This window comes from Terrimonas ferruginea DSM 30193 (assembly GCF_000425585.1).
GTDB lineage: Bacteria > Bacteroidota > Bacteroidia > Chitinophagales > Chitinophagaceae > Terrimonas > Terrimonas ferruginea.
Genome location: NZ_KE384398.1, coordinates 94,765 through 117,503, shown reverse-complemented (window position 1 = coordinate 117,503; position 22,739 = coordinate 94,765). Strand labels below are relative to the sequence as shown.

The following is a 22,739-nucleotide window of genomic DNA, read 5'->3' as shown; positions in this document are numbered from 1 at the left end:
ATGGATAATGAAGTTTTAAATTCAAACGTTATGATACATTTTGATTTGCCTAAAGAAAAATCATCCATACTCAAAGTGATTGGTGTAGGCGGTGGAGGAAGCAATGCAGTTAATCATATGTTCAGCCAGCAGATCGAGGGTGTAAACTTTATTGTTTGCAACACCGATGCGCAGGCGCTTGCCAATAGCGAAATCCCTAATCGTGTACAACTCGGACCACATCTGACACAAGGACTTGGTGCCGGCGCTAATCCCGAGATTGGCCGTCAGGCAACGGAAGAGTCGCTCGAAGAAATAAAACGTATACTGGAAGTAAATACCAAGATGGCTTTCATCACTGCCGGTATGGGTGGTGGTACGGGAACGGGTGGCGCACCCATCATTGCGAAGATCTGCAAAGACCTGGGCATCCTGACCGTAGGTATTGTTACTACTCCTTTTGCCTATGAAGGACGCAAGCGTCAATTGCAGGCGGAGGAAGGTATCAAGATGCTGAAATCCTATGTGGACACGCTGCTCGTGATCAGCAATGATAAACTGCGTCATCAATTCGGCAACCTCAAAATGCGTGAAGCCTTTGATAAGGCCGACAATGTACTGGCGACTGCGGCAAAATGTATCACCGATGTAATCAACAGCACCGGTCAGATCAACGTCGACTTTGCGGACGTATGCACTGTAATGCGGAATGGTGGTGTGGCGATTCTGGGTAATGCACAGGCATCCGGAGAAAACCGTGCACAGAATGCGATTGAAGAAGCATTGAACTCGCCATTGCTGAATGATAATGATATCCGCGGAGCGAAATGGATTCTCATCAACATCAACTCTGCCGAAGGTGAACATGAATTTACGATGGACGAAGTAGAGATCATTCAAAGCCATCTGCTGAGCCAGGCTGGCGAGAATACGGATGTGATCCTTGGTCTTGGTTATGACAATACCCTGGGCGACCAGGTAGGTATTACCTTGATCGCAACAGGCTTTCAGCACAAAGATCCGTTTGTAAAACCGGTGCTACGCAAGGAAGAACCGAAGGAAGAAAAGATCGTAATGGTACTCGGGGAAACTCCGAAGAAGGCAGAAGTAAAAACCGAACCGGTAACGCAGGCTGATCCGCTGGCCCCTCAACTGGTGGATGAAGCACCTGAGGTGCCGATGCCATCAGTGCAGGATTTCAGTACGGAAGAATATGTTCGTGAAGAAGAACCGGTTATGCATTTTGATCTGTTTTCCGGGCATGAAATCAAAGAAAAAATAGAAGAAACACCAGGTAAAATTACGAATCAGATAGTTGGTAATTCTACTGTTGATAAGATGTTTTACACAGGAAATGATATTGGTATAAATTCGTCCACGAAAACTGAATCCGTTACCTCTCGAAACGAAGAGACTCAACAAAACAGTATTAAAGATAGTAGTGCCCCGTCGCCTGCAGCTTCCGGGGGCTACCTGGCCAGACCGTCCAATATTTACGCGGAAACAAAACCAGAGGTATCAACCTCAATACCTTCTGCCGAAGAACCGGTTCCGCAAGCCAGTGCTACTACCCCGAGAGAGGAAATTTTACCTGATCTCCACATGCACCTGGTCGTGCGGGATGACATTCCGGCGGCGGATGAGCCGTTGGCCGACCAGACTCAGCAACCTTTGCCGTCTTCTGTTGAGGAACCTGCGATGCAGGACGAAGCGGAGGATCAAAAACGTAGGGCATTTGAACGGTTACAGAAATTGCGTAATCTGTCGTTCAACGTAAACGCAAACGACCCGAATAATGAGTTTGAAACTGTGCCGGCATACATCCGCCGCAACATGGAATTATACAACAGTAATTCTCATATCGAAAATTTCTATAGCAATTACGAAGTGTCCTCTGACGGAAAGAATCAGGGCAATATCAGCACAATCAATACTTTCTTAGACGGTAAAAAACCCGACTAATAAAAGAACAGCCTGGCATGACTGCCGGGCTGTTTCTGTTCCAATGAACTATTCTTGGAAACGTGTTTTTAGTTGTTCCCCCCGGTGTTTTCATCGGGGGGTATTTTTTTTGAGTAGTAAGTAATAAGTATTAAGTAATAAGTGAGGTATAAGGCGTAAGGTGAAAAAGCCGCCGATACTTCGGGCCGAAGCTTCGGCCTAAGGTGTAAGGTGAAACGGCCGCCCGATACTTCGGGCGTAAGTAATAAGTATTAAGTAATAAGTTATAAGGCTATTTATTCACGATTGACGACTCACGATTCACCATTCACCATTGACCATTCACCATTCACCATTCACGCTTTCTTCTTCCACTCCGGCGTGGGCAATGGCTCCATGATCACTTTAGGCGCGCGGGTAGTAGCGGCAATCGACGCATAAATAAGTCCGGCAACAGCCAGCAAAGCAATACCACTTCCGATGAGCAATTGCTGTTTGGTGAAGATGGCCGGTGCCTGTTTCTTCTTCACCAATTCAAATTCTTTTTTTGCCAGCAGGTATTCTCCTTTCAGGCGCAGATAATCAGGCACCATATCTTTCACCTGTCGCAGAACCAACTGCTCGGCAGCCGAAGGCTGCGGTTTGGGAGGAGGTGCTTTTTCCTCGGCTGTTTCCGTTGCGGTAGCGGCAGAGGCATATTGTCCGGGACGCGGATAGAATTGATCCTTGAACGAATGTGTTTCAAACTGCTGGTCATAAGCCGCACGGCTCGCAGGATTTCCCAGGATGGCAAAGGCTTCATTGATCTTCTTCGACCAGTCTTCGAAGTACGTATCGCCGGGATTTTTATCGGGGTGAAATTTGAGCGAGAGCTTACGGTATGCCTTTTTGATCTCGGCATCCGTTGTATGCTTGGGTAATCCTAATATTTCGTAGTAGTTGCTGTTGCTCATGGTTCGGAATTGCGTGGTCAGTTACGATCTTTCCAGGTGCTGACACGGTTTTGTTCTATGGTGATCTCTGTACGATAGGCTGTTTCTTTTTCAGGTGTGGTAAACGGATCGTAATACCATACTTCCTTATTCATTTCGTCCGTTGCGTACGATACCTGCGCCGGCTCGCCCCATGATACCAGTAACAATTCCGATGGCATACCTGTACTGATCGTTTCGGTCTTCACATTTTCCGCCATGCGGTTGCCGAATTGTTTGCTGATTAATCCCTGCAAAGGTTTGTCGAGCAACTCAAAGTCTTTGCGTGCGGCAGCCAGACGGTTCTCCGCCATTTTCAACTCAGCGAAATACCGTTGACGCACGTTCTTATGATCGTTGTAGGTAAGAAGACCGTAGATGAGCAGTCCGGCCAATATAGCTATGCAAAGAAAGACCAGGAGCATGATATTGTTCTTGCTTTTGTTTGAATATCCGGAACAGTGTTCGTACGCAAGACCGGTTTTGGTTTCTTTTTTGATTCACTTCTCAGGCGGAACCGGTCGGCGAAGGGAAATAATCGCTTTAGAAAAGGGCGCAATTATTCCATGAGTTTTTTTTAAGATAAGAAAAAACCATGCCACCGATCAGCACGTTATATAAGTAATACTCTTAAATTGAACCCTCTATGGCCACTGTACTCATCACCGGCGGCACAGGTCTGGTTGGCAAAGCGCTGACAAAGGCCCTGCTCGATCGGCAACACACCGTGATCATCTTGTCGCGCGCTGCGGATAAGGATGATGCCAATGGTATCCGCTACGCGAAATGGGATATTGAAAAAAATGAGATCGACCGCGAAGCAGTCGCCGCTGCCGACGTGATCATACACCTGGCCGGTGCCGGCGTGGCGGACAAACGGTGGACGGAAAAGCGCAAACGCGAAATCCGCGACAGCCGCGTCAACAGCAGTGCACTGTTGGTGAAAGCACTCCGCGAAACCCCCAATAAAGTAGAAGTGGTCATCAGCGCTTCGGCCATCGGTTGGTACGGACCGGATCCCACCATTCCTAATCCCGGTGGTTTTTCGGAAGAAGCTCCACCGTATCCCGATTTCCTGGGTAATACCTGCAGAGACTGGGAAGCTTCTATCGATCCGGTGGAGTCGCTGGGAAAACGACTGGTCAAACTCCGCACCGGTATTGTACTCAGCACGAAAGGTGGTGCGTTGCCGCAATTTGAAAAATCACTCGGCTTTGGTGTGGGCGCCGTGATGGGTAATGGTAAACAAATCGTCAGTTGGGTACATATCGACGACCTGGTAAACATGTACCTGGCCGCGATGGAAAACGGTAATTATTCCGGTGCTTACAATGCCGTAGCGCCCAATCCTGTCAATAACCGTACGTTGATCAATGAGATCGGTAAAATCAGGAAAGGCCGGTATTTTACCCTATTGCATGTACCAGCCTTTCTGCTTAAGATCGTATTGGGAGAAATGAGTGTAGAGGTATTGAAAAGCACAACGGTCAGCAGTGCCCGTCTGCAACTGGACGGCTTTTTGTTTCACCATCCGTCACTGTCCGAAGCCCTGGCCGATCTGTACAAGGGAAAATCCTAGAATCGTGTCACTCCGTGTTTAACGATACCTTCTTTCACCACCCCATTGGTGATGCGGATCGTTTTGCCCTTGTCGCTTTTTGCTTCTCCTTCAAATTTTGCCTGCAGAATACCGGAGGCCGTATCGATGGATTGAATGGTAACCGCACCTGTCTGGAAAAAATAATGCTCCTGCTTTCCGTTCACGGGTGGTGTCATGTATTCACCGTAAGCTTTACCCATGGCCTGCAGTGCACCTTGTCCCGCGGTGAAGGGATAAGTGCCGGGTGCAATACCATTTACATTGAGATTGACGGAAGCACGGCCATTGTCCTGTTCACTGGTGATGTTGAGGGCAATACCGTTTTCATTGTTTTTACCAAAAAGATTGATGTTCCAGGCGGTTGTTTCTACCTGCGCGGTATCGTCGTGGAACGTGATCTTGTTGGCTGGTGGTGGAGCCGGAGCGATGGTGGCCGTGCTGTCGCCGCTTTTGTCTTTGTTGCTGCCTGCTTCCTGGCTATTACAGGCCAGTAATAATAATAGCAGAGGCAAACCGTTAGAGAATGACACTTTCATGTTATGACGTTTAGGTGAACAATAACATACTCAGGTCTTCAGGTCGGCGTTTTTAAAGCGGTTAACAATGAGATAAGTGAAAAGAGAAACGTACACGGCTGTAGAGATCAGTAAGGTGTAATCAGCAACGGTACGAAGCTTCATCATTTCAGGCGTAAACGGACTAGGGATCAATGCATCCACCGTTTCGAAGGGAAGGAAGTATCCCATCTGGTTTCCCCGTATGGTCAGCAGCAACCACAACAATCCATCGATCACATATACAGAGATGAAATAAACGATCACGGCCAGTCCTGTACGCTTTACCAAGATAGCGATAAAAAATCCAATTAAAAGATAGTGGAAGGCCATTAATGCAAAATAAGCTACGTAGTGTACGTCTTCGAACAGGTCGGCTCCCGGAGCGGAGAAAGCCAGCCCCGTAATAATACCTGTAATAAATACGAGCAGGGTTGCCGCAATGACAAAGAAGAACATCACCGATGCTTTGGCGCGCAGAAAGTCCAGACGGCTCCAGCCGTCGATGATATTCTGCCGATGCGTACGGTACTGCACTTCATTGGTGATGAGCATCACAAACAGCATCCCGATGATCACAAAGAAATGACCACCAAACCAGGCGGAGGTTTGCCAGATCTTTGGAAATACGAAAGGTGCGCCGATCAGGGCTTTCGCCAGATCCTCGGGATTGGGGCCGCTTCCCCGCGCTCCAGACGTTTGTTCCATGTATTTACTGGCGGAGAAGAATACCGTCAGCGGAAAGAATACGACGAACGTGCCGAACAATACCCAGAATGTCCGGTAAGTATTTATTTTGAGCCATTCGATCTTAAAGAGTTTCAACATAGCCTTGAGCTTTGGAAGGATAAAAATTAACGGTCGCTTTGTTTGCCGGTGATCTCGAGGAAACGGGTTTCGAGATTTTTCTTTTTCATGTTGAGCTGTGTCAGCACTACGCCTTTTTCAAAACAATATTTATTGAGCTGTCCGGAGTTGACGTTCTCGGTGCACAATACGCTCAATACCTGTCCGATCACTTTTACATCTTTCACACCCGGGAACTGTCTGATGATTGTTTCGAGAGCCGTTGCATCGTCTGCGGCGATTTCAACCAGCACATCCGTTTCACCGGATGCTGACAGTACTTCCTGCACCGTGCCGCTGGTTTTCAGCACGCCTTTCTGAATGATGGTTACGTGTGTACACACGCGCTCCACTTCATCAAGAATGTGGCTGGCCATGATGATGGTCTTGCCCTGGCGGTTCAGCTCGATGATCAGCTCGCGGATCTCCGCGATCCCCGCAGGATCGAGGCCGTTGGTAGGCTCATCGAATACCAGGATATCCGGATCGCCCAGCAATGCCGAAGCGATCGCGAGGCGCTGTTTCATCCCTAATGAATAAGTATTGAACTTGGAAGTTCTGCGTTGATGCAGGTTCACCATCTGCAATACCCGGTCGATATCATCGAGCCCACGTTCTTTGATGCGGGCGGCAATTTCGAGGTTTTTTTCGGCGCTGAGATAGCTATAGAAATTCGGCGTTTCGAGTAAGGTGCCGATCCTTTTACGTTGATCGGCATCACCGGGCTGGCCATTCCAGCGGAATTGTCCACCCGAGGCTTTCAATACATCCATCACAATACCCAACAGCGTGGTCTTACCACTTCCATTGGGACCAAGAATGCCGTAAACAGAACCCTGGGGCACTTCAAAGCTCACATTGTTGAGCGCTTTGACGGCACCATAGTTCTTGCTGATTTGCTGAACACTTAATACAGACATGAAAAAAGAAGTTTAGCGTATGGAACCGAAAAATAGAGAAAAGCGGCCAGACGCAATAGAAAAAAGCAATATTATAGGTAAACGGTTATTCTTCTCCTGTGAACGGTGAAGGATGCCAGATGCTGGAGAATTCGCCGAGGACGGCCTGGCCGTCCTGGAACGGCAAACGGTGTAGTTTGAGATCGTCGATATCTTCCTGCCGCACGCGCCGGTGAATGGGATAAAGCGTGCCGCCTTTTTTACCGGGAGATTGTTGCGGATCGTATTGAAAGGCCGGGTCTACCCAGGTGCCGCGCGGGTACATGATGCCCGGCACGCCTTTGCCGCGATAATCCACATTATGCGGATGCGGTAGTCCCAGCGTGTGGCCATATTCATGCGCCGCGGTGGTGGAGCCTTCGTATAAATTTTCCAGTAAAAAGTAACCGGTATTACATCCGAGGCCATCCACAAAAGAAATATTACCGGCGGCTTCCGGTTCCACACGGAAATAATTATTACGCGGATCATCGTTACCCAGCACTTCTTCGGGCCGGATATCGGCGCGGTATTGTGCGGTGATCTGAAAATGTACAGCGAGTAATTGGCCTTTGCGGTGGATGCGGGCCTGTGGTTCGTTCCACATGTTATGGATCTCGCGCCTGATCCGTTCGGCCAGCTCTTCATTAGCCGCGCTCCCGTAGAGGATGATATGGGACGATATCAACAGTGTTGTATCTGTGAGTTCCACAATGCCCATAGAGACTGGTTAATTTACCGCGTGAAATGATTTTTGAAATCTTCGGCCAGGGTGTCAAATTCTTTCCGCGACGATTTTATCCCAATCAAACCGCCGGAAACAAAAAAGTTCATGGGGCGCTTCAGCGTTACTTCAAAAGTCTGCTCGTCTATTCGCTTTCCCGTCACCCCTACGCGGAAGTATTTTACAAATACGCCCACCAGTATACGCAGCACCAGGTTTCCCCGGGCATACAATTTCATGCCGGCCTTATCACTTTTATATTTCAGATCCCGCGCCGCCAGGAACAGTTCGAGACTGTTATTAAATTCCGTTTCGGTGATCCCGCTGATGCGGTAGCTGCGTGAGTCGGTGCTGAAGTCGGTGACAGTACAGTTCATAATGAAGGTTGAAGGTATAAGGCCGAAGCTTCGGCCTAAGGCGTAAGGTGAACAGCCTTTGTAAGCGTTAAGTAATAAGTATTAAGTAATAAGTATTAAGTTCTGTTGTTGGTGTTAATACCAGCAACGGATTGAAGAAACTATTGACGATTCACGATTGACGATTCACGATTGACCATTCACCATTCACTCAGTTCCTCACCGGTTTGCCGCTCTTCAACACGCTCTGGATTCTTTCCAGCGTTTTCTTTTCGCCGCAGAGGGAAAGGAATGCTTCGCGTTCGAGATCGAGCAGGTATTGTTCGCTTACAAAGCTGGGTTCGCTGAGGTCGCCGCCGCACATAACGTAGGCGAGTTTGCGTGCTACAAATGCATCGTGGTCGGTAGCGTAATTGGCGCGCCACATACCATTGATACCCGCGAGCAAAGCTCCGAGCGCCGAACGGCCCAGCACTTTTACGTCTTTGCGCTGAACAGGTGTCACGTATCCGCTGTCATATATTTCGATGACCGATTTTTTTGCTTCTGCAATACGGCGTCCCTGGTTCATCACCACTTCGTCGAGTCCTTTTCTGTATACGCCGATATTAAACCCTTCCGCTGCCGAAGTAGCCACTTTGGCCGTAGCGATGGTCAGGAAACGGTTTTTCAATGTGATGGTGTCTGGTTCGTCTTCGTGCATTTCATCCGCCGCACGCAACACAAATTCTTTTGTACCGCCACCGCCGGGAATAAGTCCTACGCCCAATTCCACCAGACCGGTATAGGTTTCGGCGGCTGCACATACTTTGTCGGCATGCAGGCTCAGTTCGCATGCACCACCCAATGCCAGTCCGTGCGGGGCCACCACTACGGGCACGGAAGAATAACGTGCGCGCATCATGGTGTTCTGGAAAAGCCGGATGGCCATATCCAGCTCATCGTATTCCTGTTCGATGGCCAGCATGAAGATCATGCCCACATTGGCACCGGCGGAGAAGTTGGGACCTTCGTTGCCGATCACCAGTCCTTTAAATTCTTTCTCTGCTTTTTCGATGCCGGCCTGTATGCCACTCAGTACGTCACCGCCGATGCTGCCCATTTTTGTATTCCATTGAATACCGAGCACACCGTCACCGATATCGTACAATTTGCAGCTATTATTTTTCCAGACAATTTTATCCTGGAAGTTGCTTAACACGAGGAAGGATTCACCACCGGGCAATGCCTTGTATGATTTACTGGCAGGGTCGTAAGCGAGTTTCTTGCCGTTCTCTACTTTATAAAAACGTTGATGGCCTGCATCGAGCATTTCCCCGACCCAGGGTGCTACGGCATAACCCGCGGCTTTCATGGCTTCCACCGTTTTCTTTACACCTAATACATCCCAGCTTTCAAACGCGCCGATCTCCCAGCCAAAGCCCGCCATCATCGCATCATCCACGCGATACAATTCATCGCTGATTTCGGGAATGCGGAAAGAAATGTAAGAGAAAAGAGAGTAGTGGAACTGTCGGTAGAACTCACCGGCTTTATCCGTACCGGCTACCAATACTTTCAGGCGTTGTGCCAGGTCTTCGATGGGCTTGCCTGCTTCTACCGTTGCGAATTTTGGTTTTTGCCGGGGTTCGTACTCAAGCGTGGAAAGATTGAGTACATGAATATCTTTTTTGCCGTCGGCACCGGGAGGCATTTTTTTGAAGAAGCCCTGTTTGGTCTTATCGCCCAGCCATTTATTTTCTACTACTTTGTCCAGCCATGCGGGAATGGTAAAGGTGTCGCGTGCTTCGTCGTCCGGGCAATTGTCCTGTACACCTTTGGCTACTTTTACCAGCGTATCGATGCCTACCACATCAGCCGTGCGGAAAGTGGCAGATTTTGGGCGGCCGATTGCCGGACCGGTAAGTGCATCTACTTCATCGATCGTCAAACCTAATTTATCAACGAGTCCGAAGATGGCCATGATGCTGTATACGCCAATGCGGTTGGCGATAAAGGCTGGTGTGTCTTTGCAAAGAACCGTTGTTTTACCTAAAATAATATCACCGTACTCCATCAGGAATGATACAACTTCGGGATCGGTGGAAGGGGTAGGAATGATTTCAAGCAAACGCAGGTAACGCGGCGGATTGAAAAAGTGTGTGCCGCAGAAATGACGGCGGAAATCTTCGCTGCGTCCTTCAGCCATCAGGTGAATGGGAATACCTGATGTATTGGAAGTGATCAGTGTGCCGGGCTTCCGGTATTTCTCTACCTGGTCATATATCTGTTGTTTGATATCCAGGCGCTCCACCACCACTTCGATGATCCAGTCGCAACCTGCAATATCTTTCATGTTGTCTTCAAAGTTGCCGGTGGTGATTTTTTTCACCACGTCCTTTGTATATACGGGAGAGGGATTGCTTTTGATGGCAGCCGTCAGTGCATCATTGACGAGTTTGTTTTTTTCAGCGGTTGTCTGCGCGCCCTGCGGTGCAATGTCGAGCAACAATACCTGAAGCCCCACGCCGGCGAAATGACACGCAATACGTGAACCCATTACACCACTGCCTAACACAGCTACTTTTTTGATATTTCTTTTCATACAGCTATGCTTAAAATTAGTTAGTTAAACAACTATTTACTGTGAAGGTAAAATAAAAAAGTGTTGAAAAGACAGCGGCAGGTCAATTTTTATCTTTACTATTTTGTTGCGTCTTCTACGGGAGCCAGTTGTTTTTCCTTCAGTGTCTGCTGGTAGCGTTTCGTTTGTTTTTTATTGCTGCGGGCGCCCACACTGCTGGTTACGCCGCTGAGTGTAATCTTCACCAGGTAGTTGATGGCAGAGCGTTCGCGGTGGCGGCTGAAGAATACCACGCCTTTGCGGGAGTCATTATTTTTTTTCACCACAAATGCGTTGGCAAGTCCGCTCATTACGCTGGAAAGGAATGATTTCTTATCCGGGTTTCCTTTTTTCAGTATCCGAATGCGCAGGTTGCGGTAATGCATGTACATTTCTCCGTAAGCTAAATATTCACGCCCGTTAACCTGCATGGTCAGGGAATCGAGGTGACCCGATTTTAATTCTGCGGATGCCAGCGGTGCCAGCACGGGATTGAGGATAGTCAAATCCGCAGGTCCCATCTGCAATTGCATGCGGAACCCGGAAAGCGTATCGGTATAGGATTCTTTTAATTGTAAGTGAATGGCAATGCTGTCTTCGAGCCGGCCATTGGCATGTATTACAAGGCTGTCTTGTTCACCAAGATCAAAGTTGCGTAGATGCGTCAGTGTGGCATTGAGGTCTCCAACGCGGATAAGGCCGCTTTTACCTGTTTTCTCGTTTAATTCTTCATACAATACACGGCTGTTGGCAATCACCAGCGAGTCTGCGCGGAATTTTGTACCGATCTGTGTCAATTGATCAACCGGCAATGGTCTTACGATATCCATGCGCATCGGCAATCGTTTGTCCCGGAAATTATACAGGAATGCATCCGATAACCGGATTGTGCCCAGGTCCAGTATCGTGTCTTTGACAAAACGGTCGATATCCAAAGGACCAATTTCCAGCTTTCCGGCATTGGCCGTGATATAGTCGATCTGGTGTTTTTGTTTTTCCATGAAAGCTTCTTTCTCCGGAGCCGGCTGATAGCGGAATGAATCCAGCGATAATAAACGGCTGCGTTTGTCGTAAGCCGTATTGTACCAGTTCCAGTTAACACCAGAGTCCTGGTAGGTGCCGGTGAAATTGCTGAGACGGAATTCTTTGTTTTTTTGTATAAGCTCCGTCAGTTTTAGTATAGACGCAGCATCTACCCGCAGGCCTGAAAGGCTGGCTGTTTTGATTTGCAGGGTTGCATTTTTTTTGCCGATGCTGTCGATGGTGAAGTTCCGTGCATTCAATTGATCGAGTTGGCCTTCCCATTCTATATCATTGCCTTCCAGTTCCCGGTAATGGAGGTTGCTCAGTTTTGCATCGATCTCTCCGGAGCCTGCATGGTAGCGCCTGCCCGATGGTCCCGCTACGGTGAAACCATTGACCAGGAATTGTATCGTGCGTGCACTGAAGGACGTATTCGTTTCATCGGAAACAATGTCTTCCAATTGAAGATAATTGCGTGGATCTTTCCCTTCCCATTCAAGCTGAAAGTTTTTGCCGGCCTGTTCGTATTGCAGGCTGAGGGTGGGTTGTATTATTTTCAATGAATTAATGCGTGTGTCGGGAAGCGGCCAGCCGGTTTCCTGCGTGCTGGTTAGTGTATCGTGGTCACTCGCATGCCAGAAGAACGTTGGACGATCGAGTGTGATAGCGGATGCGCCGATGTCGCCGCGGAAGAAGGCGTCAATATCCGGCACCAGTTGCACCATCGGAATGCTGGCGATTATGGTATCATAAGTACGCGAACGTTGATAACGGATCGACTGGAAGTGACTGGGTTCTCCATCGCGCAGATCGAAACGGTCCATCTCCAGCGATGCTGCACCGTGACGGTAACGCAGATTGCCACCCGCTGCATCGAGTGCTTTAATGCGGAAGTGGCGTCGCTTTCCGGAAGAAAAAGATGCTGCGCCGATGTGTTTGAAATAAACTTCCAGTTGCCGCGTGTCGTCGGAGGCAAATACGCGTGTTCGCCGTCCATCCACGTCGCGCAGTATAAAGCCTTCACCTTTTTCCTGTGGTGTGCTTCTTCGTCCCAGCGGAAGATTGAGTACAGCACTGTCCCAACTGATACCTTCGATGCGTGTTTGTTGCAGTTTGTCGTCGATCACCAGTGTGCGGATATTCACACCGCTTGCTTTGATCTTTGCCTTGCTGATATCGGTAACCTCGAGTACATCGGCACGGAGGTGATTGGTTTCCCCTGTAAATTGTACGCCTTGCAACAACGCGGTGACGGGACCGACATGCAAACGTCCTTTGGCAAAGTCCAGCCGCGTGACAGATTGCTGGATGCCTTTCAATTGTTTTGAATTGACAAGATCACGACCGGCGATGTGCAGCGTGGCTCTCTCCAATTCCAATTCGCTTTTGTTGGGAAATACGAGACTGACCTGTCCCTCTATAAGATGCAGGTTGCTCAGTTGCATCATCTCTCCGAGACCACTGAGTACGTCGAAAATGTTTTGTGATTTTCCCGGATTGTTGCGCACATGGTAACGTATGGATGGCTTGTACAAGGTTACCCTTTCTGCCATCAGTTGCTGTTCCAATACAAGATTATCCCACGACAAACCCTGCAGTTCGAGTTGCGGAACTGTGAGGGTGTTGATGGTGCGGTTATTGGTTAATTCCCTGTAAGAAAAATTACTCAGGCTGATCCGGTTGTTATTGAAAAGGATACTGTCGAACTGGATAGAGTAGGTGCTGTCGCGCAGGAAGTTTTCAAAATTGCGGATGCCCATTTTAAAACCGTCGACAGAAAGCGGCCGTTTGGCGCGCTGTTGTACTCTCAGGCCGGTGATCTCGAAGTTGTTGTGTTCGGACGTAAAGGAGCTTGGCCTGCCCGCACGCATGGTATTGATGTCGAAGGAACCGTCTTCCACTATTACAAAGGCCAGTTGCATGTCGCCGGTCAGTTGTTGTACGATCTCGTTTAACGATGGGGGAGGTTTGGTGGTGCCGCCTTTTTTACGGTCGGGCAATTGCACATCCAGCCGGAAGCGCGGGCGGAAGCAATACACCGAATCGGCTTTGATCACTTCGCTATGATACAACGTATCAAAATCGATATTGGTGAGTTTAAGTTTTTCGAAAAAGACGCGGAATGAATTGCCGCTGCTGTCCTGCCGCGAGGCGGAGACGGTACAACTGTCGAGCTCCACGAGTTTGCGCAGCACATTTATCCGGAAGTTTTTAAAAGCCAGCCGGTGGATGCCGTCGGGTAACGCTATGTCCTGGTTGTGCGTGGACAAAGAGATATTGTCGCTGAAGAAAATTTTTTGCGCTGCGTTGGTGGTGTTGGTATCTGCTACCTGCAGGTTATCGAGGTTGAAAAAAATCTTGCTGATCTCTACCGGTTGCTGCTCCGGCCGCATACGGTTGTAAAGTGAGAACCTGCCATTCTCGATCTGGAAACGTTTTACTTTCAGCACACTCAGCGCATCCTGGATGGAATTATAAACGCGTCCCATTTCTTTGGGAATGGAAATGTCGTTGCCGGAAGTGGTATCACGCTGAACGTTGCGGAGTTTGGTGACTGTCACATGCGGGTTGACTAATCGTAAAGAATCGATGAGAATCTTTTTCTCAAACAAGATTGGAAATACAGCTTTTACTTCGACTTGTAATCTTTCCACATCAAATTGGTAAGCGGCGGACGAAGTGGCTGTATCGGTGGAATAGAAAACAGCATTTTCCAGTTCCATCTTTTTGCTGAACCAATTAAACTTGAATTTCCTGACTTTGAGGTGGAGTTTGCCGTTGGATTGGGAGCTTACGAGGTTTTCAATAATTTCTTCCGCGTGGTTGACGAACCAGAAATGAAAGCTTACGGCCAGGGCCACCAGCGTGCCGATGATCCAGGCCAAGACTTTCAATATTTTCCTGCTTCGGGCTTTCGCGTTCAAGGTGCGGAGAATTTAGCTGGAAGTTACCGAAAAATACTGATAATGAGGGAGTTTGATCGCGATTAATCGGGATGAAAGATGTGCAACGAAGAGGTGAAACAGCGGTTGTAAGTTTTAAGTAGTAAGTTATAAGTCTTTTTCATGGTTGGTGTACTCACCACAACTGTTCGGAACGTTTATGGGCAAGAGTCGCTTTTCATTTTTAAACGCAATGGCGGCGCGAGGTATAAGTTAGCGCCCTTGTTGGTCTCCCAGTTAGTGCCCTTGTTGGTCTCCCGGTTAGCGCCCTTGTTGGTCTCCCGGTTAGCGCCCTTGTTGGTCTCCCAGTTAGCGCCCTTGTTGGTCTCCCAGTTAGCGCCCTTGTTGGTCAACAAGCAAGCGTCAGGTTTTTTTGCCAGGTTAAGGTCAACTTCGTACATGATTCAGGAATGAGCAGGTCCGTTGGTCTGGAGACCAACGGCGGCGTGATGCCAGATTGACAGGGTGTAAAATTCTCCGAACAGTTGCGGTGTATACAGGAACATTCCCGCAACTGCGGGATGTTTATTCACCATTCACTATTGACGATTGACGATTCACGCATCAGCTAACTCCCGAGCCGCTCGCCACCGCTTCTGCCGGGCTTACAAAGCGCAGTTTGCCATCCTTGTCTTCCGCCATCAGGATCATGCCATTGCTTTCGATGCCGCGCATTTTGCGGGGCGCAAGATTGGCTACGATCACTACCTGCTGACCAATGATGTCTTCCGGTGCAAAATGCAGCGCGATGCCGGAAACGATGGTTCTTTTTTCAAAACCAAGATCCACTTCCAGTTGCAGCAGTTTATCGGCTTTCGGCACTTTGCCCGCCGCAGTAATGGTGGCCACACGCAGATCGATCTTCGCAAAATCATCAAACTGGATGGTTTCTTTTACAGGTGCGGGTGCGTTATCTGTTGCTTCAGTGGGGGTGTTTTCTGTCGTTGCTTTCACAAGGCCTGCTTTTAATTTTTCTACCTGGGCTGCTATTTCTGTGTCTTCAATTTTGCGGAACAGCAAACGCGGTTCGCGCAGTGAATAACCGACGCTCAGCAGTTTCATTTTTCCTGCATTATCCCAATCCAGCATTTTCTCCACCACCTTCATCATGTGCAGCATGGTGTGTGCCGTTGAAGGCAGGAATGGGTGAATGAAAATGGCAAGGTTGGCCGTCAGTTGCAGGCAGAGGTGCAGGCTGTTGTCGATCTGTTGCTGAACGGCAGGATTTTCTGCCAGTTTTTTCGCCAATATCCACGGTTCTTTTTTCTGCATGTACTGATTGCCTTTGCGCGAAAGGTCGATCACTTCGTACAGTGCTTCACGGAATTTGTATTGCTCGATCAGCGATTCGATTTTTTCTTTTGCACTCGCAATATCCGTGATCAGTTGTTTGTCGGTATCGTCGATGATGTCGTTGTGAAAGGGAGGTACTTTGCCACCGCAGAGCTTGTGCATGAGCACGAATGTGCGGTTGACAAAATTGCCGAAGATGGACACGAGCTCGCTGTTTACGGCGTCCTGGAAACCTTTCCAGGTGAATTCACTGTCCTTTGTTTCGGGGGCTATCTGCGTGAGGTAATAACGGAGCATGTCCACGCATTGCCCGCCGCCGTTTTCCTGTTTTACAAAATCATTGATATAGTCGCGCATTTCGAGTTTCCAGTTGCGGCTGGTGCTCATCTTGTCGCCTTCGAGATTCAGGAATTCGTTGGCCGGTACGTTTTCCGGCAGAATATTTCCGTGCAGTTTCAGCATCACCGGGAAGATGATGCAATGGAACACGATATTGTCTTTACCGATGAAATGCACCAGCTTGGTATCTTTTTCATACCAATAAGGTTTCCAGTCGCGCTTGTTGTCCATGGCCCATTGCCTGGTGGCGCTGATATAACCGATCGGCGCATCGAACCAAACGTACAGCACTTTGCCTTCGGCATCTTTCAGGGGAACTTTGATGCCCCAGTCGAGGTCGCGCGTCACGGCGCGTGGCTGCAGTCCGCCTTCGATCCAGCTTTTACACTGGCCCACCACTGTGGGGCGCCAGTCGTCTTTGTGTTGTTCGAGGATCCATTGACGTAAAAATTCTTCATGACGGTCGAGTGGCAGGTACCAGTGTGTGGTCTTGCGTTTAACCGGCGGCTGGCCGCTGAGTGTGCTTACGGGATTGATGAGTTCATCGGGACTGAGTGAACGGCCACAGTTTTCGCACTGATCGCCGAAGGCCCGGTCGCTGCCGCAATTGGGGCAGGTGCCTTTGATATAACGGTCGGCCAGGAATGTTTTGGTGGCTTCGTCATAAAACTGCTCGGTTTCTTTTGTCTCCAGTTCATTGCGTTCGTGGAGATAAGTGAAAAATTCCTGCGCGGTTTCATGGTGCAGCGGATCGCTGGTGCGGTGATAAATATCAAATGAGATATTGAGGTCGGCAAAATCCTGCTTCATCGCTTCGTGGTACTTATCGATGATGGCACGGGGAGTGGTGTGTTCTTTGGTGGCCTGAATGGGAATAGCCGTACCGTGTTCATCGCTCCCGCAGACAAACACCACATCTCTTTTTTGCGCGCGCAGGTATCTCACATATATATCGGCCGGGATATAAGCGCCGGCCAGGTGACCGATGTGTTTCAATCCGTTCGCATAAGGGAGAGCGCTTGTTACCAGGTATCGTTTAAAATCGTTCATAGCAAATTGAGCCTTTTCGGCGTGGCAAAAATAACTCAAAGCGCACATATTCTTCCAGAAGGTTGACGGGCAAGGGAATAACAGCCCTTTTTTCCTGAAATCGGCTTACCTTCCGGGTGATCAGTTTGATAAAAATGAACCGGAAAAATTTTTTACAATCAGCGGCTGTTCTTGCGGCTGCAACAGGATTTCCCGCTACTGGTAAGGCTTTCAACACAGGCGACAATCACAAACCTGTCCGCATTCCACCGTATTTGAAGAAGGGAGACCTGATCGGCATTACCTCACCTGCGGGTTATCTCAAGGTAGAAGACATTCAATCGGCCCTGGCAGGACTGAAAGAATGGGGATATGAAACGCGTGTCGGTGATACGATCGGCCGGCGGGACTATTCCTTCGGCGGCACTGACGAAGAGCGGCTGGCCGACTTTCAGCGGATGCTGGACGATCCATCCGTCAAAGCCATTCTTTGCGCCCGGGGTGGATATGGAGCCGTACGCATCATCGACCGGCTCGACTGGAAAGCGTTCCGCAAGCACCCCAAATGGATCATCGGCTTCAGCGATATCACGGTATTTCATTCACACTTGAACCGTGTGATCGATGTGGCATCCATTCATTCCAAAATGTGCAGTGGATTTCCGGAAGATTGGAGCAAGGCGGAACAAATACAGGTCGATACCATTCTTTCCCTGAAAAAAGCGATAGAAGGGGAACAAATGAAATATGAATTTGCGGCAGCGGAAGGCAATAAATCCGGTGTGGCAGAAGGAATATTGGTCGGCGGTAACCTGCGTACGCTCGAAACGCTTACCGGATCGGCATCCGATATTCATACCGAAGGAAAAATATTGTTCGTGGAAGATGTAGGCGAATACCTGTACAGCATCGACCGGATGTTCTGGAACCTCGACCGAAGCGGGAAGCTGGCGAAACTGAAGGGCCTGGTAGTGGGTGGGTTCCGTATTAAGCCTCCCTCTGACCCGGAAGAGGAATTCGGAAGAACGATTCAGCAAATCGTACTCGAGAAAACAGCGAAATATAAATTCCCGGTCTGCTTTGATTTTCCCGTAGGGCATCAAAAGAATAATTTTGCATTAAAATGTGGTGTCCGTCACCGCCTCGAAGTAAAAGACGGGCTTTGCTCCTTAACTGAAATAAGATGATAACGACTCCTCCTTACCTGCAGCCCGGCGACCTGATCGGTATAGTTTGTCCTGCGGGATATATGGCGAAAGAGAAAGCGGCTGAATGCATCCGTGTGCTGGAAGAGGAGTGGGGTTATCGTGTGCGGATTGGTAAAACCCTAGGCGGTGCATCGGAAACTTATTTTTCCGGCACAGCGGAAGAGCGGCTGGCCGATCTGCAGGAAATGATGGACGATCCGGAAGTAAAGGCGATCCTCTGCGGACGCGGTGGTTATGGTATGACACACCTGGTCGATCAACTGAACTTTAAGAAATTCCGCAAGCAACCCAAGTGGATCGTTGGTTACAGCGATATCACCTTATTGCATACACATCTTTACAGCAACTATTACATTTCTTCCTTACATGCACCGATGGCGGGCGCCTTCAACGAGGCGGGCTATGTCAACCGTTACGTGCAATCGTTGCGCCAGGCGCTGGAAGGGAAATGGGCGCGCTACCATGCCGAAGCGCATGAACTGAATCGCCCCGGTGAAGCCGTGGCGGAACTGGTAGGCGGCAACCTCGCGTTGCTGGCACACGGCATAGGCACCGACTCCGAATTAAAAACGCGCGGCCGTATCCTCTTCATCGAAGACATCGGCGAATATTTATACAATATAGACCGCATGATGTACCAGTTGAAACGCGCCGGCAAACTCAAGAACCTGGCGGGACTGATCATTGGCGGGTTCAGTGACATGAAAGATACCGAGCGTCCGTTTGGAGCAGATGTTTATACGATCATCGACAATATTGTAAAAGAATACGATTACCCGGTGTGTTATGATTTTCCGGTAAGCCATACCGAGCGCAATTATGCGTTGAAGGTCGGCGTGGGGTATAAGTTGAAGGTGACAAAGTCGAAAGTGATGCTGGAGGAGTGAGGCAATGGTGAATGGTCAATAGTGAATAGTGAATAGTGATTGGTGAATGGTGAATGGTGAGTAACGAATCAACAGCGGGAACCTTATGCCTTAAATCTTACACCTTCTGCCAAAAAAAAGCCATCCCGCTTAAAAAAGCAGGACGGCAACCATTAACCATTAAACCTGCGTCTAAATTACAACTTTTTCTATTTTTCCCATAGTTTCTTCTGCTGTCATTGTTTCAAATCAATTTATAAAAACAGGAGCGGCCCTTGTTGAGGTCATTATCAGTGTTATGGGAACGTTCCCGGAGATCGCTGAAATTGATTAATTTTGCGTTTTTAATAGAAATAATCTATTGCAATGACCTTCACGCAACTTGAATATGTGGTAGCCGTTGACAACTGGCGGCACTTCGCCACCGCAGCCGAAAACTGCTATGTAACCCAGCCTACCTTAAGCATGCAGATACAAAAGCTGGAAGAAGAACTCGACCTCAAAATATTTGACCGCAGCAAGCAACCAGTGGTACCCACCGAAGCCGGTATAGAAATCATCGAGCAGGCACGTAAGATCCTGACCGAACGCACCCGCCTGCTCGAAACGGTACAACATAAAAAAGGGATACTGATGGGGGAGCTGCGCATTGGTATTATTCCCACACTGGCACCTTACCTGCTGCCGCTGTTCGTACAGTCCTTTACCAAAAAATATCCTTCGGTCCGGCTGGTGGTGCATGAGATGATGACCGAACTGATCGTGCAGCGGCTGCGCGAAGGCAAGATCGATGCCGGTATATTGGTAACTCCATTACAGGAAACAGGTTTGCAGGAGTTCGTTTTGTTTTATGAAGAACTGATGGCTTATGTGTCGCGGAAGAATGCCGTGTATGAAAAAACATACGTGCTGCCACAGGACATCGATCCTGATAAATTATGGTTGCTCGAAGAAGGACATTGTTTCCGTTCGCAGATCGTTAACCTTTGCGAATTGAAAAAGATCAGCCGCGAAACCAGCCGCTTTGATTATGAAGCGGGCAGTATTGAAACCCTCCGCCGTATGGTGGAAGTGAACGACGGCATCACCATCATACCCGAACTGGCCACACTCGATATGCCTGCGCGGCAGACACAATTGCTGCGGCCATTCCGCAAACCCGCGCCCATGCGCGAAGTAAGCCTTACCGTACACCGCAATTTTGTCAAGAAAAAACTCATCGATGCCTTGAAGCAGGAGATACTGCTGACGATCCCCGAAAAGATCCGCAACAACAAGACCGTCAATGTTGTTCCGGTAGTCGACTAAATGAACTGCTTTTTTCTTCCTAATTTCGGCCATGTTTTCACGTAAACGAATTTTGTTCTGGGTTAAATTACTGATCGCTATCTATGTGGTTGTAGGGGTAGCGCTTTATTTTCTGCAAGACAAACTGTTGTTTCATCCCGAACCGCTCGAAGAAGGGTATACTTATAAATTTGATCAGCCGTTCAGGCAACTGGACGTGCCGGTAACGGACAAAAAGAATCTGAGCATCGTGCAATTCACGGTGCCCGATTCGGTGCGCAAAGGCGTGGTATTATATTTTCATGGAAATATGACCAACATCAACCGCTATGCACCTGTTGCGTCATTGTTTACCCAAAACAACTATGAGATATGGATGATGGATTATCCGGGTTTTGGTAAAACAACCGGCAAACGTTCAGAAGAGGCCATGCTGGAAGATGCCGAAGTACTCTACGATATGGCGCGATTGCGTTTCCCTCCCGAAAAAATTATTCTGTATGGCCGTTCGATGGGCTCCGGGCTTGCCACCTATCTCGCTTCACGTCACAGTTGTCAGCAACTGGTATTGGAGACGCCTTACTACAGCATGTACAGCCTGATGAATTATTATACCAAAATTTATCCTGCCAGTTGGCTGAGCAAGTATGAGTTTCCCAATAATAAATACATGGCGAAGATGATCCCGCCGGTGACAATCTTTCATGGCACCGATGATGATGTGATCCCGTATAGCCAGGCCCGCCGTTTGGCGGCATTATCGCCCAAAGCCCGCCTGATCACGATCGAAGACGGAGGGCATAATAATCTGGCGGAGTTTGAGAAGTTTCGTACGGAGGTAAGGAGCTTGTTGAAGTGAGGGAGTGAATCGTGAATCGTCAATCGTCAATCGTGAATCGTGAATAATGCTCTAGGATAGTAGATTCTTAAGCATTCATGAAAATAAAAACAGCCGGAGTGTTAGTTCCGGCTGTTCCATTCACGATTGACGATTGACGATTCACGATTGACGTCAGAAAATCCGATGAAAATAATCACTTATCCCACACTGTGCTTTACTCAAAATCTCATTCGTAATAATATTGGCGATGGCGCTGTTGGCGGGAGGCCATTCTTCGCGTTGGGCAACGAGCTTTCTGTCTTCATCGCTTAATGCCCGCTCATCACCGGTGAAACTTGCAAAACGCACGATCCAATTGTATTCACCGCGATACGTATCACTCCATAACGTACGGTTATCGATATCTCTTACCACTGCCTGTAACAGGCCATCGGCGCGGAGTGTACGCGTTGTAACCGTAATGCGGGCTTTCACCGTAATGTATTCTTTGGTTATCGAGTCGGGTTTGTGCACGATCTCTTTGGATACGATCTGTTTGCTTACTTCGCGGGTGCTGCGCTGATCGCGGTAGCGTCCGATGTCCGGAGTGCCCGACCACAATTCCACTGAAAGATCGGGACGTACGTTGCGGGCGCGTGCATCGGTGTACGTATAAAAGTCAACAAAGTTGCCGCGGTTGTTACTGTTAAGGTAACGCTGAATATCGTATTCGAAATTCTGGAAACCGAAGGCCGGCGTACCGTATGCATAACCGGAACGGCTTACCGGATTCACCACCACATTGGTCATGGCCATGGCAAGGGCTTCGTCCATTTTCTGACGCAAGGTGAGGTCGCCGGGTTTCAGGGCCAGTGCCTGCTGGAATTCATAATAGGCATCGCGTGCAGACTTCTTCGTTTGTTGCCCCATCAACTGATCGCCACGGTCTTCACGGGCATTGCTTGCCTGCTCTTTGTATGTAGTGATATAAGAGGAATAATCCGTTGGTTGTACCAGTTCAAAAATGGCCGGATTACGGCGGATGGCATTGTATAGTTTCTGCAAGTCCTGGTATTCGCCGTAGATCTGCTCCCAGCGAAGGGTTGAGGTACTGCCGGTCAACTGGCGCACACGGCCTTCGTGATCTTCCACGGCATAGCGGTAGGCATTCTGTACCAGCTCACGCAACTTGGCGTCATTGGGTTTCTTGGAAAGTTTTTTGGAGGCAGCTTCTACTGCCTGATCGTATTGGCCGCGGGAATAAAGTTTCTCTGCCGACTGGCAGGCCGCAAGGCTGAAAAGTACGAGTAATAAAAATGTGTAAAGTTTTGGTATCATGGGCGGTTTTATTAGTAGGACGAATCAAGGCCGCGAAGGTAACAACCGGCGTTGGCAATTAACATGGTGTTGACAATTTCGCT

At 48.8% G+C, this 22,739-nt stretch carries 18 protein-coding genes; 6 read left to right on the top strand and 12 right to left on the bottom strand.

Translation table 11 applies throughout. The features are described 5' to 3' along the window. Nucleotides 1-30: 30 nt before the first annotated feature. On the top strand, nt 31-1,941 hold the full coding sequence (ftsZ, locus tag H608_RS0112640; RefSeq protein WP_028787989.1) for a cell division protein FtsZ: 1,911 nt from the start codon (nt 31-33) through the stop codon (nt 1,939-1,941). A 335-nt stretch (nt 1,942-2,276) separates the two neighbouring features. Here the strand turns inward: ftsZ and H608_RS0112635 are convergent, their stop codons facing one another. Then, nucleotides 2,277-2,873, bottom strand: a complete 597-nt coding sequence (locus tag H608_RS0112635) for a DnaJ domain-containing protein (protein WP_028787988.1) — start codon at nt 2,871-2,873, stop codon at nt 2,277-2,279. 17 nt (nt 2,874-2,890) lie between these two features. Beyond that, complete coding sequence (locus tag H608_RS0112630; protein WP_155990155.1) at nt 2,891-3,316, bottom strand: hypothetical protein; 426 nt, start codon at nt 3,314-3,316, stop codon at nt 2,891-2,893. A gap of 221 nt (nt 3,317-3,537) precedes the next feature. Between H608_RS0112630 and H608_RS0112625 the strand changes: the two genes are divergently transcribed. Then, complete coding sequence (locus H608_RS0112625) at nt 3,538-4,470, top strand: TIGR01777 family oxidoreductase (RefSeq protein WP_028787986.1); 933 nt, start codon at nt 3,538-3,540, stop codon at nt 4,468-4,470. Here the strand turns inward: H608_RS0112625 and H608_RS0112620 are convergent. The 9 genes from H608_RS0112620 to metG form a co-directional block, all read right to left on the bottom strand. Next, entirely contained in the window at nt 4,467-5,027 is a 561-nt protein-coding gene (locus H608_RS0112620; protein ID WP_028787985.1) for a hypothetical protein, read from the bottom strand. The genes H608_RS0112625 and H608_RS0112620 overlap by 4 nt on opposite strands. A 30-nt stretch (nt 5,028-5,057) precedes the next feature. Then, nucleotides 5,058-5,873: an ABC transporter permease gene (locus H608_RS0112615; protein ID WP_028787984.1), complete on the bottom strand. Its 816-nt coding sequence runs from the start codon at nt 5,871-5,873 to the stop codon at nt 5,058-5,060. A 26-nt stretch (nt 5,874-5,899) separates the two neighbouring features. After that, on the bottom strand, nt 5,900-6,811 hold the full coding sequence (locus tag H608_RS0112610) for an ABC transporter ATP-binding protein (protein WP_028787983.1): 912 nt from the start codon (nt 6,809-6,811) through the stop codon (nt 5,900-5,902). 85 nt (nt 6,812-6,896) lie between these two features. Further along, nucleotides 6,897-7,550: a peptidase M10 gene (locus tag H608_RS0112605; RefSeq protein WP_028787982.1), complete on the bottom strand. Its 654-nt coding sequence runs from the start codon at nt 7,548-7,550 to the stop codon at nt 6,897-6,899. 14 nt (nt 7,551-7,564) lie between these two features. Beyond that, nucleotides 7,565-7,930 (bottom strand): hypothetical protein, encoded by a 366-nt coding sequence (locus H608_RS0112600; RefSeq protein ID WP_028787981.1) that lies wholly within the window; start codon nt 7,928-7,930, stop codon nt 7,565-7,567. A 190-nt stretch (nt 7,931-8,120) separates the two neighbouring features. Continuing rightward, nucleotides 8,121-10,493: a 3-hydroxyacyl-CoA dehydrogenase NAD-binding domain-containing protein gene (locus H608_RS0112595; RefSeq protein ID WP_028787980.1), complete on the bottom strand. Its 2,373-nt coding sequence runs from the start codon at nt 10,491-10,493 to the stop codon at nt 8,121-8,123. A 98-nt stretch (nt 10,494-10,591) separates the two neighbouring features. Beyond that, nucleotides 10,592-14,419, bottom strand: a complete 3,828-nt coding sequence (locus H608_RS0112590) for an AsmA family protein (protein ID WP_155990154.1) — start codon at nt 14,417-14,419, stop codon at nt 10,592-10,594. Between the two features lie 461 nt (nt 14,420-14,880). After that, the gene (locus H608_RS24835; protein ID WP_281169178.1) at nt 14,881-15,012 is read right to left on the bottom strand and encodes a hypothetical protein; all 132 of its coding nucleotides are present in this window, start codon (nt 15,010-15,012) and stop codon (nt 14,881-14,883) included. Between the two features lie 28 nt (nt 15,013-15,040). Then, nucleotides 15,041-17,158, bottom strand: a complete 2,118-nt coding sequence (gene metG / locus H608_RS0112580) for a methionine--tRNA ligase (RefSeq protein WP_028787978.1) — start codon at nt 17,156-17,158, stop codon at nt 15,041-15,043. Between the two features lie 134 nt (nt 17,159-17,292). Between metG and H608_RS0112575 the strand changes: the two genes are divergently transcribed. The 4 genes from H608_RS0112575 (at nt 17,293) to H608_RS0112560 (ending at nt 21,357) form a co-directional block, all read left to right on the top strand. After that, nucleotides 17,293-18,324 carry a S66 peptidase family protein gene (locus tag H608_RS0112575; RefSeq protein ID WP_028787977.1) on the top strand — a complete coding sequence of 344 codons (1,032 nt, stop codon included), beginning with the start codon at nt 17,293-17,295 and terminating at the stop codon, nt 18,322-18,324. Continuing rightward, entirely contained in the window at nt 18,321-19,232 is a 912-nt protein-coding gene (locus tag H608_RS0112570; RefSeq protein ID WP_028787976.1) for a S66 peptidase family protein, read from the top strand. The genes H608_RS0112575 and H608_RS0112570 overlap by 4 nt, the downstream gene beginning before the upstream one ends. A 345-nt stretch (nt 19,233-19,577) precedes the next feature. Then, on the top strand, nt 19,578-20,519 hold the full coding sequence (locus tag H608_RS0112565) for a hydrogen peroxide-inducible genes activator (RefSeq protein WP_028787975.1): 942 nt from the start codon (nt 19,578-19,580) through the stop codon (nt 20,517-20,519). Nucleotides 20,520-20,550: 31 nt separating this feature from the next. After that, nucleotides 20,551-21,357: an alpha/beta hydrolase gene (locus H608_RS0112560; protein WP_028787974.1), complete on the top strand. Its 807-nt coding sequence runs from the start codon at nt 20,551-20,553 to the stop codon at nt 21,355-21,357. Between the two features lie 153 nt (nt 21,358-21,510). Here H608_RS0112560 and H608_RS0112555 read toward each other — a convergent pair whose 3' ends face one another. Continuing rightward, nucleotides 21,511-22,656: a hypothetical protein gene (locus tag H608_RS0112555; protein WP_028787973.1), complete on the bottom strand. Its 1,146-nt coding sequence runs from the start codon at nt 22,654-22,656 to the stop codon at nt 21,511-21,513. Nucleotides 22,657-22,739: the final 83 nt, after the last annotated feature.

Bases quoted from the DNA above. Each gene is read 5' to 3' on its own strand.
- H608_RS0112555 (WP_028787973.1), bottom strand. From the start codon at position 22,656: ATGATACCAAAACTTTACACATTTTTATTACTCGTACTTTTCAGCCTT.
- H608_RS0112595 (WP_028787980.1), bottom strand. From the start codon at position 10,493: ATGAAAAGAAATATCAAAAAAGTAGCTGTGTTAGGCAGTGGTGTAATG.
- H608_RS0112635 (WP_028787988.1), bottom strand. From the start codon at position 2,873: ATGAGCAACAGCAACTACTACGAAATATTAGGATTACCCAAGCATACA.
- H608_RS0112615 (WP_028787984.1), bottom strand. From the start codon at position 5,873: ATGTTGAAACTCTTTAAGATCGAATGGCTCAAAATAAATACTTACCGG.
- H608_RS0112565 (WP_028787975.1), top strand. From the start codon at position 19,578: ATGACCTTCACGCAACTTGAATATGTGGTAGCCGTTGACAACTGGCGG.
- H608_RS0112630 (WP_155990155.1), bottom strand. From the start codon at position 3,316: ATGCTCCTGGTCTTTCTTTGCATAGCTATATTGGCCGGACTGCTCATC.
- H608_RS0112625 (WP_028787986.1), top strand. From the start codon at position 3,538: ATGGCCACTGTACTCATCACCGGCGGCACAGGTCTGGTTGGCAAAGCG.
- H608_RS0112605 (WP_028787982.1), bottom strand. From the start codon at position 7,550: ATGGGCATTGTGGAACTCACAGATACAACACTGTTGATATCGTCCCAT.
- H608_RS0112560 (WP_028787974.1), top strand. From the start codon at position 20,551: ATGTTTTCACGTAAACGAATTTTGTTCTGGGTTAAATTACTGATCGCT.
- H608_RS0112620 (WP_028787985.1), bottom strand. From the start codon at position 5,027: ATGAAAGTGTCATTCTCTAACGGTTTGCCTCTGCTATTATTATTACTG.
- H608_RS24835 (WP_281169178.1), bottom strand. From the start codon at position 15,012: ATGGTGAATAAACATCCCGCAGTTGCGGGAATGTTCCTGTATACACCG.
- H608_RS0112575 (WP_028787977.1), top strand. From the start codon at position 17,293: ATGAACCGGAAAAATTTTTTACAATCAGCGGCTGTTCTTGCGGCTGCA.
- H608_RS0112570 (WP_028787976.1), top strand. From the start codon at position 18,321: ATGATAACGACTCCTCCTTACCTGCAGCCCGGCGACCTGATCGGTATA.
- ftsZ (WP_028787989.1), top strand. From the start codon at position 31: ATGATACATTTTGATTTGCCTAAAGAAAAATCATCCATACTCAAAGTG.
- H608_RS0112600 (WP_028787981.1), bottom strand. From the start codon at position 7,930: ATGAACTGTACTGTCACCGACTTCAGCACCGACTCACGCAGCTACCGC.
- metG (WP_028787978.1), bottom strand. From the start codon at position 17,158: ATGAACGATTTTAAACGATACCTGGTAACAAGCGCTCTCCCTTATGCG.
- H608_RS0112610 (WP_028787983.1), bottom strand. From the start codon at position 6,811: ATGTCTGTATTAAGTGTTCAGCAAATCAGCAAGAACTATGGTGCCGTC.